Annotated in this window: 15 protein-coding genes and 5 tRNA genes; 14 read left to right on the forward strand and 6 right to left on the reverse strand. The window is 47.7% G+C overall.

Annotated features, from left to right (window positions below; all coding sequences use genetic code 11):
• The 5 genes from C7R91_RS00875 to C7R91_RS00895 all read left to right on the forward strand — a co-directional run bounded on the left by C7R91_RS00875 (nucleotide 1) and on the right by C7R91_RS00895 (nucleotide 3,984).
• Entirely contained in the window at nucleotides 1–1,038 is a 1,038-nt protein-coding gene (locus C7R91_RS00875; RefSeq protein WP_047068446.1) for a FecCD family ABC transporter permease, read from the forward strand.
• An 8-nt stretch (nucleotides 1,039–1,046) separates the two neighbouring features.
• Nucleotides 1,047–1,823 carry an ABC transporter ATP-binding protein gene (locus C7R91_RS00880; protein WP_047068445.1) on the forward strand — a complete coding sequence of 259 codons (777 nt, stop codon included), beginning with the start codon at nucleotides 1,047–1,049 and terminating at the stop codon, nucleotides 1,821–1,823.
• A gap of 12 nt (nucleotides 1,824–1,835) precedes the next feature.
• A complete protein-coding gene (gene cobU / locus C7R91_RS00885) occupies nucleotides 1,836–2,402 on the forward strand; it encodes a bifunctional adenosylcobinamide kinase/adenosylcobinamide-phosphate guanylyltransferase (protein ID WP_047068444.1) in 567 nt (188 codons plus the stop codon).
• Between the two features lie 278 nt (nucleotides 2,403–2,680).
• Nucleotides 2,681–3,337 carry a YitT family protein gene (locus C7R91_RS00890; protein ID WP_015892187.1) on the forward strand — a complete coding sequence of 219 codons (657 nt, stop codon included), beginning with the start codon at nucleotides 2,681–2,683 and terminating at the stop codon, nucleotides 3,335–3,337.
• Nucleotides 3,338–3,507: 170 nt separating this feature from the next.
• Nucleotides 3,508–3,984: a hypothetical protein gene (locus C7R91_RS00895; RefSeq protein ID WP_047068443.1), complete on the forward strand. Its 477-nt coding sequence runs from the start codon at nucleotides 3,508–3,510 to the stop codon at nucleotides 3,982–3,984.
• Here C7R91_RS00895 and C7R91_RS00900 read toward each other — a convergent pair.
• The 3 genes from C7R91_RS00900 to C7R91_RS00910 all read right to left on the reverse strand — a co-directional run bounded on the left by C7R91_RS00900 (nucleotide 3,969) and on the right by C7R91_RS00910 (nucleotide 7,269).
• On the reverse strand, nucleotides 3,969–5,075 hold the full coding sequence (locus tag C7R91_RS00900) for an N-acetylmuramoyl-L-alanine amidase family protein (RefSeq protein WP_047068442.1): 1,107 nt from the start codon (nucleotides 5,073–5,075) through the stop codon (nucleotides 3,969–3,971). The two genes, C7R91_RS00895 and C7R91_RS00900, sit on opposite strands and share 16 nt — an antisense overlap.
• Nucleotides 5,076–5,177: 102 nt before the next feature.
• Nucleotides 5,178–5,987 (reverse strand): WYL domain-containing protein, encoded by an 810-nt coding sequence (locus C7R91_RS00905; RefSeq protein ID WP_047068441.1) that lies wholly within the window; start codon nucleotides 5,985–5,987, stop codon nucleotides 5,178–5,180.
• Nucleotides 5,974–7,269 (reverse strand): helix-turn-helix transcriptional regulator, encoded by a 1,296-nt coding sequence (locus C7R91_RS00910; protein WP_047068440.1) that lies wholly within the window; start codon nucleotides 7,267–7,269, stop codon nucleotides 5,974–5,976. Before C7R91_RS00910 ends, C7R91_RS00905 begins: the two co-directional genes overlap by 14 nt.
• Before the next feature lie 183 nt (nucleotides 7,270–7,452).
• Here C7R91_RS00910 and C7R91_RS00915 point away from each other — a divergent pair, with 183 nt between their 5' ends.
• The 8 genes from C7R91_RS00915 to C7R91_RS00960 all read left to right on the forward strand — a co-directional run bounded on the left by C7R91_RS00915 (nucleotide 7,453) and on the right by C7R91_RS00960 (nucleotide 11,860).
• Complete coding sequence (locus tag C7R91_RS00915) at nucleotides 7,453–8,889, forward strand: RtcB family protein (protein WP_047068439.1); 1,437 nt, start codon at nucleotides 7,453–7,455, stop codon at nucleotides 8,887–8,889.
• A 280-nt stretch (nucleotides 8,890–9,169) separates the two neighbouring features.
• Complete coding sequence (locus C7R91_RS00920; protein WP_236697805.1) at nucleotides 9,170–9,712, forward strand: hypothetical protein; 543 nt, start codon at nucleotides 9,170–9,172, stop codon at nucleotides 9,710–9,712.
• Complete coding sequence (gene thiM, locus C7R91_RS00925; protein ID WP_047068626.1) at nucleotides 9,678–10,487, forward strand: hydroxyethylthiazole kinase; 810 nt, start codon at nucleotides 9,678–9,680, stop codon at nucleotides 10,485–10,487. Before C7R91_RS00920 ends, thiM begins: the two co-directional genes overlap by 35 nt.
• Nucleotides 10,488–11,333: 846 nt before the next feature.
• Nucleotides 11,334–11,426, forward strand: a tRNA-Ser gene (locus C7R91_RS00940).
• A gap of 8 nt (nucleotides 11,427–11,434) precedes the next feature.
• A tRNA-Glu gene (locus tag C7R91_RS00945) sits at nucleotides 11,435–11,508 on the forward strand.
• Between the two features lie 87 nt (nucleotides 11,509–11,595).
• Nucleotides 11,596–11,671 (forward strand) — tRNA-Val (locus C7R91_RS00950).
• A 9-nt stretch (nucleotides 11,672–11,680) separates the two neighbouring features.
• Nucleotides 11,681–11,767 (forward strand) — tRNA-Leu (locus C7R91_RS00955).
• 17 nt (nucleotides 11,768–11,784) lie between these two features.
• A tRNA-His gene (locus C7R91_RS00960) sits at nucleotides 11,785–11,860 on the forward strand.
• An 84-nt stretch (nucleotides 11,861–11,944) separates the two neighbouring features.
• Here C7R91_RS00960 and C7R91_RS00965 read toward each other — a convergent pair.
• The 3 genes from C7R91_RS00965 to C7R91_RS00975 form a co-directional block, all read right to left on the reverse strand.
• Nucleotides 11,945–12,313 carry a glyoxalase superfamily protein gene (locus C7R91_RS00965; protein ID WP_047068437.1) on the reverse strand — a complete coding sequence of 123 codons (369 nt, stop codon included), beginning with the start codon at nucleotides 12,311–12,313 and terminating at the stop codon, nucleotides 11,945–11,947.
• A complete protein-coding gene (locus C7R91_RS00970) occupies nucleotides 12,310–12,774 on the reverse strand; it encodes a DinB family protein (RefSeq protein WP_047068436.1) in 465 nt (154 codons plus the stop codon). The genes C7R91_RS00965 and C7R91_RS00970 overlap by 4 nt, the downstream gene beginning before the upstream one ends.
• A gap of 146 nt (nucleotides 12,775–12,920) precedes the next feature.
• Complete coding sequence (locus C7R91_RS00975; RefSeq protein ID WP_047068435.1) at nucleotides 12,921–13,829, reverse strand: EamA family transporter; 909 nt, start codon at nucleotides 13,827–13,829, stop codon at nucleotides 12,921–12,923.
• A 287-nt stretch (nucleotides 13,830–14,116) separates the two neighbouring features.
• On the opposite strand from C7R91_RS00975, the gene rarD reads away from it, so the two are divergent.
• Nucleotides 14,117–15,025 (forward strand): EamA family transporter RarD, encoded by a 909-nt coding sequence (rarD, locus tag C7R91_RS00980; RefSeq protein WP_047068434.1) that lies wholly within the window; start codon nucleotides 14,117–14,119, stop codon nucleotides 15,023–15,025.
• Nucleotides 15,026–15,049 lie beyond the last annotated feature (24 nt).

Below are 15,049 nucleotides of genomic sequence, written 5' to 3' on the forward strand. Positions count from 1 at the left end.
ATGAAGAGACGATTGTTCATATGGGGAGTAGTAAGTTGTCTCGTCCTTCTGGCATCAATAGTCATCAGTATCTCGATGGGGGCGGCACAACTCCCCATTTCGCAAGTATGGCTCATCCTGCTCCATCAAATCCCGGGCTTGTCTGAGTGGATCACCGTAACGTGGCCGGAGTCTTCTGAGCAAATTGTCATGAAGGTTCGTTTTCCACGTGTTGTATTGGCTGTCTTGATTGGCGCCTGCTTGTCGCTTGCGGGAGCGGGCTTTCAGGGAGTTTTGCGCAATCCGCTCGCAGATCCGTTTACGATGGGCGTGGCATCGGGTTCTGCGGTCGGAGCAGCCTTCTTGATCCTTTTTGGCTTCCAAATCAGCTTTTTGGGTGCATGGAGTACGCCTGTTGTCGCTTTTCTCACAGGACTGCTCAGTTTATGGATCGTACTCGGACTCGCGAACACGCAAGGAAAGCTGCAAACCGAGACCCTGATTTTGTCGGGTGTCGTGGTGCAGGCTTTTCTCGGCTCGCTCGTTTCCTTTATGGTGTCACTATCCGACCAGACCGTGAATGAGATCGTGTTCTGGCTGATGGGCAGCCTGTCATTTCGGGGCTGGGCCTTTACGTACTTCTTGATTCCGTACTTCGTCATAGGGGGAATGGTGCTGGTGAGCTATGCGCGTTCCTTGAACTTATTTGCGTTAGGCGAGCGGCAGGCTGCGCATCTCGGCGTCCATGTGGATCGAACGAAGCTGGTGGTTCTGGTCGTCTCGACTCTCCTGACTGCTGCGGCGGTTTCTATCGCGGGAATTATCGGTTTCGTTGGCTTGGTGGTACCGCATCTCGTACGATTGCTGGTTGGTCCTGATCACCGTATTTTACTGCCGATGGCCGCGATCTGCGGTGGTATCTATGTGCTTTGGGCTGACACTCTCGCCAGAATGCTGCTGAGTCCCACAGAAATCCCGCTTGGTGTCGTGACTGCATTTCTCGGAGCACCGTTTTTCGCTTATTTATTGAAGCAAAATAAACGCTTTAGGAAGAGGTAACGTAAGCAATGATCAATGTGCGCGGCTTGCAAAAATCATATCAGGATACGTCAGTTTTGCACGGAATCGATTTTTGCGTGGACAAGGGAGAATTTTTTGGCATCATCGGACCAAATGGAAGCGGTAAATCCACCTTGCTGAAAATGATTTCAGGAGTCATCAAGGCAGATGCAGGAGACATTTTGCTTCAGGAGAAAAAGCTTCACTCGTATCCTCGCAAAGAGCTTGCCAAAATACTGGCTGTATTGGAGCAAGAGGGTCTCCCGCCAGTCGGCTTTCGTGTTCGAGAAGTGTTGGAGATGGGGCGCTTTCCTTACCAAAATTGGCTGGGCGAAGAAAAGCAGGATGTCGCATCGCTCATTGATGAAATCGTACAAATGCTTGGCCTTGAACATTTGGAAGAGCGCACACTGGATCAGTTGAGTGGTGGGGAAAAACAGCGCGTAGCTTTGGGGAAGGCTTTGATCCAACGACCTCAGGTGCTCTTGCTCGATGAACCCACGACTTACCTCGATATCGGGTACCAGATTCAACTTATGGACATCGTGCGAAAATGGCAAAAGACGACGCAGGTGACGGTCATTGCAGTGCTGCACGATCTGAATCTGGCCTCCTTATACTGCGATCGTATCTTGATGCTGCATAAAGGAAAGCAGATAAGCGTGGGTACACCAAAAGACATCTTGCAAAGTGACAGAATAGAGGCTGTATATGGAACCAGACCGATTGTCATGGAGCATCCTATTCATCATTTGCCGCAAATTATTTTGCAATCGCAGGTGTAAGGAGACGGAAGCATGATTGTACTGTTTACAGGCGGAGCACGCAGCGGAAAAAGCACGTTTGCCGAAAAATACGCGGCTCATTTGGGCTCCTCGGGTGTTTACATCGCGACTGCACAAATCACTGATGAGGAAATGGAAGAGCGGATCTTGCACCATCGCGACCGCCGTTTGAAGTCCAACTTTCCTTGGCAAACGATTGAGGAGCCGTACGCATTGACAGAACGGCTTGCGAAGCTGGGAGCACAAAAGAACATACAAGAACAGCAGACCGTGATTTTGGTTGATTGCTTGATCCTTTGGCTGTCCAATTGGCTGTTGCATTTTGGAGAGGAGCAGCCGTTTGAAAAAGTGCTCCAGCAGGTAGATATGCTGGTAAACAAGCTAAAAGATTACCCAGGGACCGTTTTGCTGGTGACAAACGAAGTAGGCGACGGACTCGTCCCGCAACATCCGTTGGGCCGTATGTTCCGAGACTTGGCGGGGTTGATGAATCAACGAGTGGCAGCTGTTGCCGATCAAGTTTTTCTTGTCACAGCAGGGATTCCGGTGGAGCTAAAAGGACAAGCTTTCCGATTTTAACTCGGTGAAAAGACGGTTTCGAGTCGTCTTTTCACCTTTTTTATGATATAATACAAGAAAAGCCATGGAAGGGATCAGGATACCATGCGTCCCCATAGGACGATCTGGAAACGTTTTGACCTCTCCTACATCTAGCTTCGTAGTAGTCGATCGTCACTGAAGACGACTAACCTACTACGAAAGCGAGGCCCTTTGTATGAGTAGCGACTTATGCTTGCGATGTTCCTCGGTAGTCGGTTGGTCGTCTGTGCCTAAACCGACAAAAATGCGAGGAAACCATGATGAGGAGAGCGCTGCAGTTATCTAAGCGTTACAGTATGATTTTGTTTGGAGCTTGTTTACTTGCTTTTGCGTATTATCACATTAACTTTCAGAACCATTTGTCTGAAGGTGGGTTTGTTGGCTTGGGGTTACTGGCGAAATACGCCTTTGACTTGTCGCCAGCGATGGTGATGCTTTTGCTGGATATTCCACTGTTTTTGGTTGCTTGGTTAGTAAGAGGCCGCCAATTCATTTGGGACACCATTTTTGCATCACTTGCTTTTACCGTATTTTACGATTTGTTTGAACGATTCTCACCCATTGTCATGGATATGAGCAGAATGATGCCGCTGGCGTCTGTCTTGGCCGGTGTATTGACCGGGCTGGGTACCGGATTGGTTCTGCGCTATGGAGCTGCGACAGGTGGAGACGATATTTTTTCCCTGTTGATCAGTAAGTACACGGGATTGTCCATTGGTACGGTCTTTCTTTTACTGGACGTCATTGTGCTTTGCATGTCGTTCTGGTTCGTACCGATGAAAGAGATGATGTATACCATTTTGGCCGTTGTCATTTCCAGCCAAGTCATCACCTGGACCGTCAATCATGGTGCAGGAGTGGAGGTCATGGAAGAGGAGCACGGGCATGGAAGCGTCTCGATGACCCACCGGTAATGAGTAGATATTCAGTTGAAAAACATGCCTATACAAAAGCAAGCAAAAGGGCCAAGTCGGTTTTCATGTCGACTTGGCCTTTTGAACGTTATGACGGTTTTTGTACATAATATCCTGGTTTCCTAGTGGATACTAACCAACACAGATACTATCGATGGAAAGGACCTGCCATGAGCGATCCGTTTTTTAGCAACTACAAAGCATTCGTCGTCATACCAGCGGATGAGAAGCAAATGGGACCGGAGCCTTTTGACCCGAAGGATTACGCCAGCCATTTCATCCTGACGTTTTCGCTGTACGATGCGGTAATTTCCTCTTGGAGGGAAGCGACAAAGTATAAAGTGCAGGCAAAAAAGGGGCTGTTGAATGTGATTGATGGTTTCAACGCCAAACGCCGTGGTACAGCCCGTCTGCATTTGTTGGAAATGGAAGAAGACCAGGCATATTTCGTCCTGGCCTTGTCGTTGAAAGTCCAAAAAGACAATGAGAAAGCGGTCATGGAGACGATCACCAATCTGCTGGACAAAGATTTCGCTACCGACTTGTTGATCGGAGAGACTTGGTATCAGATCATTGGTGCCAAAGGGAAATTCGAGCGGAAGCTGTTCTCCTACAGTGTCCAGCCGTACGATTATCGACCGAAGTAATCTGCCAGAGCTTCCGTAATCGCCTGCCCAGCTTTGTCCTGATAGGACGATGTACGGACGATGCCTTCATCCTTTGGATTCGATAAGAAGCCAAGCTCAATTAAGACGGACGGATCATTGTTTTCCCGCAGGACGTGATAATTGCCGAATGAAATGCCGTTGCTTCGTAAACCAATGCCACCTGCCAAGCGGGACTCAATCGCTCGAGCTAATGGCTCATCCTTGTCTTGCGAATAATAAAACGTGAGCGTACCGCTATTCGGCTTCACAGAAGAATTGTAATGGATGCTAATGAAGGCATCTGCTCCCTTTGATTCACTAAAAGCGACACGCTGCGCTAGCGAAGGCTTTTGTGAGTCACTTGTCCTCGTCATGAAGACTTGCGCTCCCCGTTGTCGCAGTTTGCTAGCCAGCAGCATGGATGTTTTGTAATTCAACGTTTTTTCCATGCTATTCCACTTCGTTCCCTGTGTCCCGACATCGGAACCACCATGTCCTGGGTCGATGACGATGACTTTCCCTTTTAAGCCTGGCGATTTGGTGCTTTTGGACACCGGAGCGTTGGCCTTGGCATCGCCAATATATGTCGCAGACACCCAGCCTGTCTGTCCATTGGAAGTTCTCGCTTGGAGCCAGTCTCCTTGCTTTTTCAAAATATCTACACGGGTTCCTCTGGGCAGTGAAAGGACAATCTCATGGCTCGTGCTTGGCCCTTTCCGCATTCGAAGCGAGTCAGCCAAAACCGTGCCCTGCTTGCCTTTGACAGAGGCTGTTGTGGCTGGTGAAGAAGCTGAACCCGCACTTGTAACCGCTCCTTTTTGCAAGTAATACCCCGCGACCCAGCCTACCTTTTGATTGTATTTAATTTTTGCCCAACCGTATGCTTCATCCGTAATTGTCACGACGGCTCCTTGCGGCAAGGTGGCGACAATGGAAGCATTGAGGGCAGGTTCACTGCGAACGTTCAGTGAGGTTGCGACCACCTTTGCCGGGATGACACTTGCTGCTTGCGTCGGCTCCATAATAAACGGCCATGACAGACTAAGCCATAGTCCACATATGAGAGACGCTTTTTTACATGTTGTTTTCATCATTTCTACCTCTGACTTGGATTAGCTACTATCTCACCTGAACTATGATAAGGGAAATGCAGGAAATCGAATAGGGTATGATTTCCTGATTTTTTGGGACAATCAAAGTGAAGTTTCGGTATATCTTGCCAAGGCGTTCATTGCCGACTCTGTCATTCGCTGTTTGAGGTGATCGTTTTCTACTACTTTTACCCGCAGGCCGAGAAAACGAATACGCGATAAAATAAACTCCTGCTCGTCGGATAGAAAGTGCAGGGTGATCGTATACACCTGTGATTCCGGGTCAAAAGCGACCTCTTTGTCAAAGCAGGAAAAGGCGTACAAAATGCGCTGGAGCTCAGCGTTGTAACGACGGATGATCACGATTTTTGCCATCTGCTTGCGCTGTTGGATCTGTTCCGAAATAGTCGGCAAAAAACTGTCGTACCATACATCTTCTATGTAAAGCTCATCGACGGAGCGAATGAGATGCAGGGGAGTCGTGATCAGGCGATTGGAAGACATGTTCAGCCAGATCAAGTACCAGGCCTTCTTAGCAAGTGAATATTCCAGCTTGTAGGGAACCCCTCGTTGATTGCGAAAAACCGGGCCTTTGTTCGTGGCTGCGGTTATTTTTATGTGATTCTTGCCGAGAATGATTCGTCGCAGTTTGCGCACGAGTGGGCTCCAGAGCTGTTTGGCCTGTGTTTGCGCTTTTTCTACGAATTGTTCTTGTTCGGTCGATTCACTTTCTGGCATGTGTGTCAAACGGCGAAGCTTATCGAGTGTAGTGGGCTCGAAAATTTCTGCTGCAGACGGATTCGCCAGCATCAAGGCGAGCCACGCTTTCTCGTGTGAGGTTACCGGATAAACACCTGCTTCATCTAGCCGTGTCATTAGTTGGTAATTATGTATCTTATCAAACAGATTCATAGTAAGCGAGCAGCTCCTCCCATTCTTTTTGGAATTGCTTGCGAAGAAACAGCGGTTCAAGAACTTCGACGCTTGAACCGAAGCTGCGAATCCACGGTGTAATTTCCATCGTGCTGTTCACGTTTATCTCGTACACAAAGCTCTCCCGAGATTCTTCTGTCACAATCCCCCATTGCCCCTGTGCCTCCACTCGCTCTTGGATAAAGGAATGAGGCGTGTCGCGAGGCTGAAAAAAGCGAAGGCGTACGGTTACGAGTTTTCCGGTATCAATCAGCCAACTGTGGGCAATGCGCTCATCCGCACTTGCTTGCAAGGAAGAGAAGATTTCCGGCGTAACGGATTTGCCTGTTACGAGCTTGGTCATACCTTCCACTCGGTATTTGCGCAGCGGACCATTGCCGCAGCCTTGTGCCAGCAAGTACCATCTGCCGTATTGGTGATCATAAATAACCCGGAGTGGAATCACTTTTTGATGTCGCCCCGATGTATCCCGTTGGAAAGTCGGATTCGTATTTTGGGAATCGTAAAACTTCCGGCGTTTGGGCGTGTAGTAGTGAAATTCCACGATCTTTCGCTGACGAATGGCTTCCGTGAGAATCAAAGCTTGATATTCATCGAGAATACGTGAGACGAAATGATATTTGTACAAAAACGCAGATGCATCGGTTAGCTTCAAGCGATGTTTGAGATAACGCTTCACTTTTTCTTGCAGAAGATAACCAGGGACAGCCGGCAGTTGTGTATTGGCCATGAAGTCGATGAAATCATACAGATCCAATAGCTCGTCGTCCGTCAGCGAGTTCAGTAGCTCACCGTCGAATTGATAGATGTACGGCCTGATCTCACTCACATTTTTTATCACGCCAATTTCTTCGAGGTATTTCATGTCCTGACGAATCGTTTTTTCATCGGGCTCTGAATCCACAAACGTATCCAGCAAGTCTTTAATGGAAAGAGGCTGTTGTTTGAGTTTTTCCAAGATGTGAGACAGTCGCTCTACTTCCGAATCCTTCAATGATTTCGCATGGTACAAAAACATCAAGAAATTGTCCGTCACCTCAAAATAGTTGTAACGAAGCTGCGTGTAATACTCTTTTTTCTCCTCATCGCCGACATGCTGATAAAAGGTCGATTGGATGTCCTTCAGCTTTTTTATCGTTTTATCAAGCGTATGGACGGAGATCCCGAGCCGCTCGGCTAGCTGCTGCCGATTGTAGGCACCAGCGGTCAAAAACAGGAGACGGAGCAATTGCAGCTCCTTATCAAAGCTTTCGCGTGCCATTACATTCATCCTTATTCATTCGTCATTTATTTCCAAATTAGTCCTCATATTACGAAGAGGCTGAAGAGAAGTCAATGAGAAAAAGAGGTTCGTAATACTTTTACCATGTTCAAATCAGATGCGCGGATGGAAAATAAGGGTATGAGAAACAGCACAGGCTGTGGGAGACAGGAGAAATGGATCATGAAAACAATTTTGCACGGAAACAACCATCGTGAAGTGAAGCTGGAGCATGGAGATGTGCACGTTTTTGCGAATGACGAAGTTTTTGCGAGCTTCGGTGAACGCGTATATCAAATGGCAGACAATAATTTGCGTATTCCGCGAAATGTGTATTTTTCGTATACCCCTGATGCGCATGTGGGCGTTGGAACTTGTATTGGGACGACAGCGGTTTGGAATCTTGCTGATGGATTTGTCTCACCTTCCATTGTCGGCTCAGACATTGGATGTGGAATGCGTGTGCATCTGACTCCGTTGCATCGAGACGACCTTAAAGACAAGAGCCTAAAACGTGCATTGATCGAAGCGATCGAAGCGTACGTTCCAACAAACGAACGAGGAAATACGCATTTTACGGATATTCGCTTGGAGGAAGTTGTGAAGCATGGCTTAAAAGGACTGCCTGGCAACTACATTCCGGAAACAGAAGAAGCGCCTGACACCTTGCGTCGCTCTTTCTCGCATGTGGAAAAGTACACATTTGAGTTCGACCATTCCTTCCTCGAGCAAATACCGCAAAAATCTTGGAGCCGTGCATGGGGCCAGTTGGGAACATTGGGAGGCGGTAACCACTTTATTGAAATCCAGCATCTCGACATCGCGGAGGGAAACAGGGAGATTGCGAAAGCGTGGGGACTGTTCGACGGTCAGGTTGTCATCATGATTCATTCCGGTTCTCGTGCGTGGGGGGCTATGCTAGGACGGGATTATACGAAAAGCTTCAAGGAAGCCATGTACAAATGGGGGATTCATAATCCCGAGCCGAGCTTGGTATATGCCCCGATCCAAAGCGAGGAAGGGCAACAGTATTTGAATTTGATGTACTCCGCGCTGAACTTTGCGGTAACGAATCGGCATATGATTGGATTTTCAGTAGAGCAGGCGTTTCGGGATATTTTTGGTAGTGAGATGCGTACACCAGTCCTGTATGATCTGATGCATAATTACGCCTTGAAGGAATTCCATCGCAACACACCGATGCTCGTCCACCGCAAAGGAGCGACGAAGGCGCTGCCAGCAGGCCATTTCCAAAATCCGAAGGCTTACCGTGAAACGGGACATCCAGCATTGATTCCAGGTTCTATGGGAACATCGTCCTATATCATGGTTGGATCGGAGGCCGGGGCCAAAAACTTTTATTCGATCTGTCATGGTGCTGGGCGTGTTCGTTCCCGCAAAGCAACCAAGGAGCTCGTAACTATTGATCAATTCGAGCAGGCAATGCGCGTGGGGCAGGAAGATGAAATCATGGTGAATCACCGTTCGCTCGCTTCCATCCTTGATGAATGCCCGCAAGCCTATAAAGATGTGGATCAAATCATCGATTCAGTTGTGGGAGCAAATCTAGCCTCTGTCGTAGCAAAATGTAACCCTCTTATTGCCATAAAAGGAGTATAATGAAGAGTGGCTTCCTGAAAATTTTGGGGAGCCACCTTTTGCGATTTAACTTACACTAAATTACAGAAGTTAAATTGTGAACAAAATGCGTGAGAAGTTTCAAAAAATAGGTTCGAATGTAACATAAATTGCTTCGCTTCCTCAACCGATACCAAAAGAGAGACAAAATAGGGGAGATAGGGGAACAGATATGCCTACATACTATTACTTCACCTGCCTAAAATGCCGAACCCGGGGGGGAGTTTTCGGCGAACAGGCCTGGGGCTGGGGAAATTTTGACATGATCGAGTCCTTCAAATACCTGGCTCACCACATCCGTACATGCGGAGAAGATTCGATTCGCGTGATTTCTGAGGATGTAGATGATTATGTAGATCAGCTGCACGGAGAATACAACACCTTCCTTGAGCAAACGAAGCATATATTTCCGCATTCCAAGGATTGGGAGTTCCTTGATCGATGGAAAACACTAAAAGTAGAAGAAATGAAGTTAAAATGGGTCGAGGAAAACCGGATCATGCATCCAGATGATCGGATGAAAATATGCGGAGTGCTTGATTCCGTGGACATCTTGAAAGAAGGGGCGGGAAGAGTCTCCTTCAGTGCTAGCGTGACGGATGATGATGGGAAAGTGTGGAAAATCGTAGCTAATATGGGCGAATTACCCATCTTAAAACAGGCGTATATCATCATTGGCGTCATGCAAGAGCATTCTACATTAGGAGAAGTCATCGAGGTGTACAAGATGATTCCACGAGTCGCTGTTCAAGAGGAAAGGGGCAATGATCATGATTCTGGAGACAATCGGGCAATTACTAATTAAAGTGCGCGAGGAAAATCCACTCGTTCATAACATAACGAACGTAGTTGTTACGAACTTTACAGCGAACGGCTTGTTAGCTCTTGGTGCATCACCTGTCATGGCGTACGCCAAACAAGAGGTGGCAGACATGGCAAAAATCGCCGGAGCTCTTGTATTGAATATAGGGACATTGAATGAGCATGAGATCGAAGCGATGTTGATCGCAGGAAAATCCGCGAACCAGCATGGCGTGCCTGTTTTGTTTGATCCGGTGGGAGCGGGAGCGACATCGTATCGAACCGAGACAAGTCAACGTCTTGCGCAGGAACTCGACCTTGCCTTCATTAGAGGAAATGCTGCCGAGATCGCCAATGTCATCGGGGAGCGCTGGGAGATTAAAGGTGTAGATGCGAAGGAAGCAGGCGGAGATGTAGAGGACCTGGCGAGAGCAGCAGCGAAAAAGCTAAGGACAATCGTTGCGATTACGGGCAAGGTCGACGTGATTTCGGACGGAGAAACGACTTACTCGATCCATAATGGTCATCCAATCTTAACGAAGGTGACCGGAACAGGCTGTTTGTTAACGTCTGTTATGGGAGCGTTTGCAGCCATTGCAAATGACAAGCTGATCGCAGGAGCTGCGGCATTGGTATGCTACGGTGTTGCTGCTCAGCTGGCAGCAGAGAAAGCAGCGGGAGTAGGTCCAGGCAGTTTCCAAATCGAATTTTTGAATGCCTTGCATAACGTAACCGCAGACGATGTTCGCCGTTTTGGATACATCGAAAAAAAGGAATAAAAATTCCCCTTTAAAAAAGGGGAGAAAATGGCCGTAGAACGATTAAGCTAGATATGTTAGACAATAGCTGTAATTTCGTAGTGAATAAGACAGCAGCTTCTTCTGGTGCTCTGAGAGTGATAGGAATATAAATTCTACGTGATCATCATCGGATGGACGGACATAAAAACGGGAAATACCATGACAAATAATTTCTCTCTTTAACGTCAGCGCCACACTGGCGTCTGTTCGTATGTGCAATTCCACGCTCGTACCCTCCTTGGACATTCAATAGAGTACCAAAAAAATACAAGGAAAAACAAGGGAATTATGTCTGATTCATGTCCAAGTTGTTACCGTTTTTTGGATGAAAACTGACAAGGAGAACGATTCAGAAAAAGCTAGCGGGGATTGCTGGGAAAGCACCCTGTCCGAGAGAAAAAATTCGAGATGAGTCCGGCCATTCTCCCTTTTTCCGTTGAGTTGTTTACTTTATTTCGAAGGCAGCGTACGAGCTCCTGATCGCAGTGACAAGAAAAATAGCCGTGCTTTTGATAGCAATAATCATGCCTCTTGCAGCATCTGTCGACACCATCAATTGGCGCACCCGGCCCGGAGCATCCAGGCCCACACCAGTTTCCGTACAAACAGGGGAAGCCAACTGCACGGCGTTTTCTTTTTGACAACTGAATCACTCCGTCTTGTAAAGGAATACTACTTGTATCATATTGAAGAGGAAGTGAGGTTGCTTTAGGCAATCTCCCTTTTTTCGGACGAACGAGGGAAAAACTTTCAAAATATCACTTGAAATCATGCTATGAATATGATAGATTAATTCTTGCCGAAGCGAACGCTTGCAGGCTCGATGGATGGATGTCCGAGCGGCCGAAGGAGCACGATTGGAAATCGTGTAGGCGGTGTCGAACCGTCTCGTGGGTTCAAATCCCACTCCATCCGCCATCATACTTGGCCCGTTGGTGAAGCGGTTTAACACAGCAGCCTTTCACGCTGTCATACAGGGGTTCGAATCCCCTACGGGTCACTTACACCCCCGTATAGTAATCCGGGGCCCCCGCAAAGCACTCGAAAATATGCTTCATTGCATGGACGTCACTTTGTGGGGAAATTTGGAGGCTTAGCTCAGCTGGGAGAGCATCTGCCTTACAAGCAGAGGGTCGGCGGTTCGATCCCGTCAGCCTCCACCATATTTATATGCGGTCGTGGCGGAATTGGCAGACGCGCTAGATTCAGGTTCTAGTGGTGGCAACACCGTGGAGGTTCAAGTCCTCTCGACCGCACCAAGCAAACCCTATATATGGCGGTCGTGGCGAAGGGGTTAACGCACCGGATTGTGGCTCCGGCACTCGTGGGTTCAAGTCCCATCGATCGCCCCATCTATTTTTGTTCAAAATGTAAAATGAAATAGCCCAGCGGTGGCTCCTGTAAAGGAACTGTCGCTGGGCTTTCTTTGTATTTGTTTACGAGTGATCGACAGGTTGATAAAAGTGAAGGCGATTGCCAAAAGGATCGGTCACGCTCACTTCACGCGTTTCCCACGGCGTCTCCTCTATATCAGGGCAAGCATACTTGTATCCTTGACGCAACAGGGACTGATGAAAAAGCTCAATGTTCTCTACCTGTACGCGAATCGCTGAGCCAGGGCAAGCATCCCCGTGATGCTCAGACAGATGAAGCGTACACGATGGAGAGGAAATTTGCATGTACAAAGGAAAATGATCCTCGTAACGATGCTCCCAATCAATCCGAAAACCTAGAAACTCCACATAAAACTCTCTTGCCTTCTCAACATCAAACATTCGAAAAATCGGCGTTATGATCTGATTCATTTGCCCAGAAACCTCCTGATTGTATTGAGGGAGGCGAGGTGCACCCCTTCGTGAAAAATCGTTCGGACAAGCACTTGTGCAATCGTATGCATGCCGGATTCCGTTGCGGGAAACTCTTCTTCTAAACGATCCTTGTAAGCGGCTTGTATCTTCTGAGGTTGTTCTCGTAATAAGGTGACGAGCACTTCGAGATTTGGTGGCGGTGTATCCCAGTCAGCAGGCTTTGTCCCGAAGTTAAACCATTCGTTGAAGCCAGGGGGGATTGGGATCGTTTCTTTTGTAAGGTGAGCGATCCATAAATACTGATCGAGATAGATGTGCCCCAGATTCCACAAGATATTGTTGGAGAAACCTTCGGGAATGATGTTCGCATCTTCATCCGTCAAGCCATCGATTGCTTTTAACGTCTCCTGTCGATAATCCTCTAGCTGCTGGAATAACACCTTATGCCGTTTTTCCATGCTTTTCCCCCTTTAGTGGAAGTCTTCGCAAATAAATTCGAGGGAGAGAATCTACCTTCCTTCTAGTTGGAAGGGGGGTACCACCAAAAAAGCGTGCAGAACAACTCGTCTGCACGCTTCTTCTATGCTGGGTATAGGAAACGGCGCTACATTCTTTCCTGCTCGAGGGCGTGAGAAGGAGAGAATAGTCTTCGCCAGTTTACTTGCGGTACACAAATGGCAGCGAGGATCATGAATACGCCACCCCATTGAGGGAGAGAGACAGTCTCTTGAAGCACAAAACTCGACAGAAGCACGACTGTGGGCAGCTCGACTGCACTTAAAATGGTAGCCAGTCCATTGCCGATCCGCGGCACACCGACAGCCAAACAGAAGATCGGGATGACCGAACCAAAGATCGCAACCAAAAGACCGAGCGGCAGCAAACCTTGCAGAAGCTGACCATTTACCAAGAAGGTCGGTGGATAAACAATCGAGAGCATCAGGGCTGCCATACTAATCGAAATCGCGCTTCGCAAGTATGGATCCATTCCAGGGAGAATTCGCCCGCTGAAGAAAATGACCAGGGCAAAGGTCGCGCCAGACATCAAACCGAAGATCAATCCGACCATGTCTACGCTCTGAATGCCGCTTTCGCCAAGTCCACTTGCAAGAACGGTCCCTGCGCCAAGCATAACCAGAGATACCCATTTTTCAGCGCTCGGCCATTTGCGATCCACAATCGTCTCCAGCAAGACACCGATCCAAGTAAACTGAAAGAGGAGAACGATTGCGAGCGAAGCAGAGACCCGACTAACAGCCTGGTGGTAAAAAAGACTGGTTGACGCCATCATGAGGCTGGCTGGTGCCAAAAGCAACAAATACTTGAAGGAAAACCGTTGCTTGGAGAAAAAGATGGCCATGACCGTCATGATCAAGCCGCCAAAAATCAATTGGCTTCCGCTCATTTCAAATGGCGTAAAGCCGAGTTGAAAAGCATGCTTCATGAAGATCGAGAGAACACCGTAGCTGCACGCGCCGAGTAAAACTAAAAAGATAGATCGCCAGTATGTCATAAGTAAAAGTTCCTTTCGTATGACTAAACTCGGAAGAATAATGACTATTGTACTACAGGTCTAAAAGTGGTACAATAAATTTTTTGTACATGCTTTATTGTGCTACTGAGGTGATTAGCTAGCTGCATGCATTGGTAATATGGTAACGGATGAAAGTGTAGGGGACACCTTATTTTACGTGAGAATACATAGCTGTTTTTTCGTATTTCCGTTACACTACTTCATAGAGAAGAAGTTTAAAAGTCGTCTATAGAAAAAGAGAAGGCGAAACACACGGAGGAGCAAGGATGAGACAGGGGATTATTTATGCAAGTGTGGCGTATTTGGCTTGGGGGTTACTCCCGCTCTATTGGAAGCTGTTTCAGACAATGGGGGCATGGGAGATACTCGCGCATCGAATCGTTTGGTCGATTATTTTTGTCGCAATCATTATCCAGGTAACGAAACGTTGGCGCAGTATGTGGAAAGCAGTTACTGGTTTTAAAATGTTCGGAGCATTAGCGATGTGTTCACTGCTAATCAGCGCAAACTGGCTCATTTTTATCTGGGCAGTGAATAACGATCAAGTCATGCAAACGAGTCTTGGTTACTACATGAATCCTCTCATCACCGTACTGCTCGGAGTCCTTTTCTTAAAAGAAAAAATGCATGCTGGGCAATGGCTCGCGCTTATACTCGCGGCTTTCGGAGTCATGTTTATCACCTTTCAGTACGGTGAGATTCCATGGGTTTCTCTATCACTTGCCCTGACCTTTGCTTTTTATAGCCTGGCGAAAAAAATCGTCCGAATGGAAGCGATGATCGGACTGGCGTGGGAGACGCTGTTTGTGGCCCCTATTGCTTTCGGTTATCTGTTGATGCTACAGGTCAATGGGACGGAGACGATGTCATCCTTAACGTGGTGGCAGCTTGTATTGCTGACGCTGGCGGGGGTGGCTACTGCCATGCCGCTCTACTGGTTTGCCCAAGCAACGACTAGACTCCCACTTTCCGTTGTGGGCTTCATTCAATACTTGGCGCCTACGATATCGCTCTTATCAGCTGTTTTCTTGTTTGGAGAGCCTTTCACCCAAACGCATCTCATCAGCTTTGGATTCATCTGGTCTGCGCTCATCGTATTTACGGTGTCTTCTGTACGGATGAAACGAAGAGCTGCCCCAATCAATCCTGAGGTCGCTATCAAAAAACAAGCGTAAACATAAGAAAACTCCTGATCCTCC

The sequence above is a fragment of the Brevibacillus formosus genome (assembly GCF_003013405.1).
Taxonomy (GTDB): domain Bacteria; phylum Bacillota; class Bacilli; order Brevibacillales; family Brevibacillaceae; genus Brevibacillus; species Brevibacillus formosus.

Excerpts from the sequence above, each read along its gene's own strand:
- C7R91_RS00875 (WP_047068446.1), top strand. The coding sequence starts at position 1 with ATGAAGAGACGATTGTTCATATGGGGAGTAGTAAGTTGTCTCGTCCTT.
- C7R91_RS00880 (WP_047068445.1), top strand. The coding sequence starts at position 1,047 with ATGATCAATGTGCGCGGCTTGCAAAAATCATATCAGGATACGTCAGTT.
- cobU (WP_047068444.1), top strand. The coding sequence starts at position 1,836 with ATGATTGTACTGTTTACAGGCGGAGCACGCAGCGGAAAAAGCACGTTT.
- C7R91_RS00890 (WP_015892187.1), top strand. The coding sequence starts at position 2,681 with ATGATGAGGAGAGCGCTGCAGTTATCTAAGCGTTACAGTATGATTTTG.
- C7R91_RS00895 (WP_047068443.1), top strand. The coding sequence starts at position 3,508 with ATGAGCGATCCGTTTTTTAGCAACTACAAAGCATTCGTCGTCATACCA.
- C7R91_RS00900 (WP_047068442.1), bottom strand. The coding sequence starts at position 5,075 with ATGAAAACAACATGTAAAAAAGCGTCTCTCATATGTGGACTATGGCTT.
- C7R91_RS00905 (WP_047068441.1), bottom strand. The coding sequence starts at position 5,987 with ATGAATCTGTTTGATAAGATACATAATTACCAACTAATGACACGGCTA.
- C7R91_RS00910 (WP_047068440.1), bottom strand. The coding sequence starts at position 7,269 with ATGGCACGCGAAAGCTTTGATAAGGAGCTGCAATTGCTCCGTCTCCTG.
- C7R91_RS00915 (WP_047068439.1), top strand. The coding sequence starts at position 7,453 with ATGAAAACAATTTTGCACGGAAACAACCATCGTGAAGTGAAGCTGGAG.
- C7R91_RS00920 (WP_236697805.1), top strand. The coding sequence starts at position 9,170 with ATGATCGAGTCCTTCAAATACCTGGCTCACCACATCCGTACATGCGGA.
- thiM (WP_047068626.1), top strand. The coding sequence starts at position 9,678 with ATGATTCTGGAGACAATCGGGCAATTACTAATTAAAGTGCGCGAGGAA.
- C7R91_RS00965 (WP_047068437.1), bottom strand. The coding sequence starts at position 12,313 with ATGAATCAGATCATAACGCCGATTTTTCGAATGTTTGATGTTGAGAAG.
- C7R91_RS00970 (WP_047068436.1), bottom strand. The coding sequence starts at position 12,774 with ATGGAAAAACGGCATAAGGTGTTATTCCAGCAGCTAGAGGATTATCGA.
- C7R91_RS00975 (WP_047068435.1), bottom strand. The coding sequence starts at position 13,829 with ATGACATACTGGCGATCTATCTTTTTAGTTTTACTCGGCGCGTGCAGC.
- rarD (WP_047068434.1), top strand. The coding sequence starts at position 14,117 with ATGAGACAGGGGATTATTTATGCAAGTGTGGCGTATTTGGCTTGGGGG.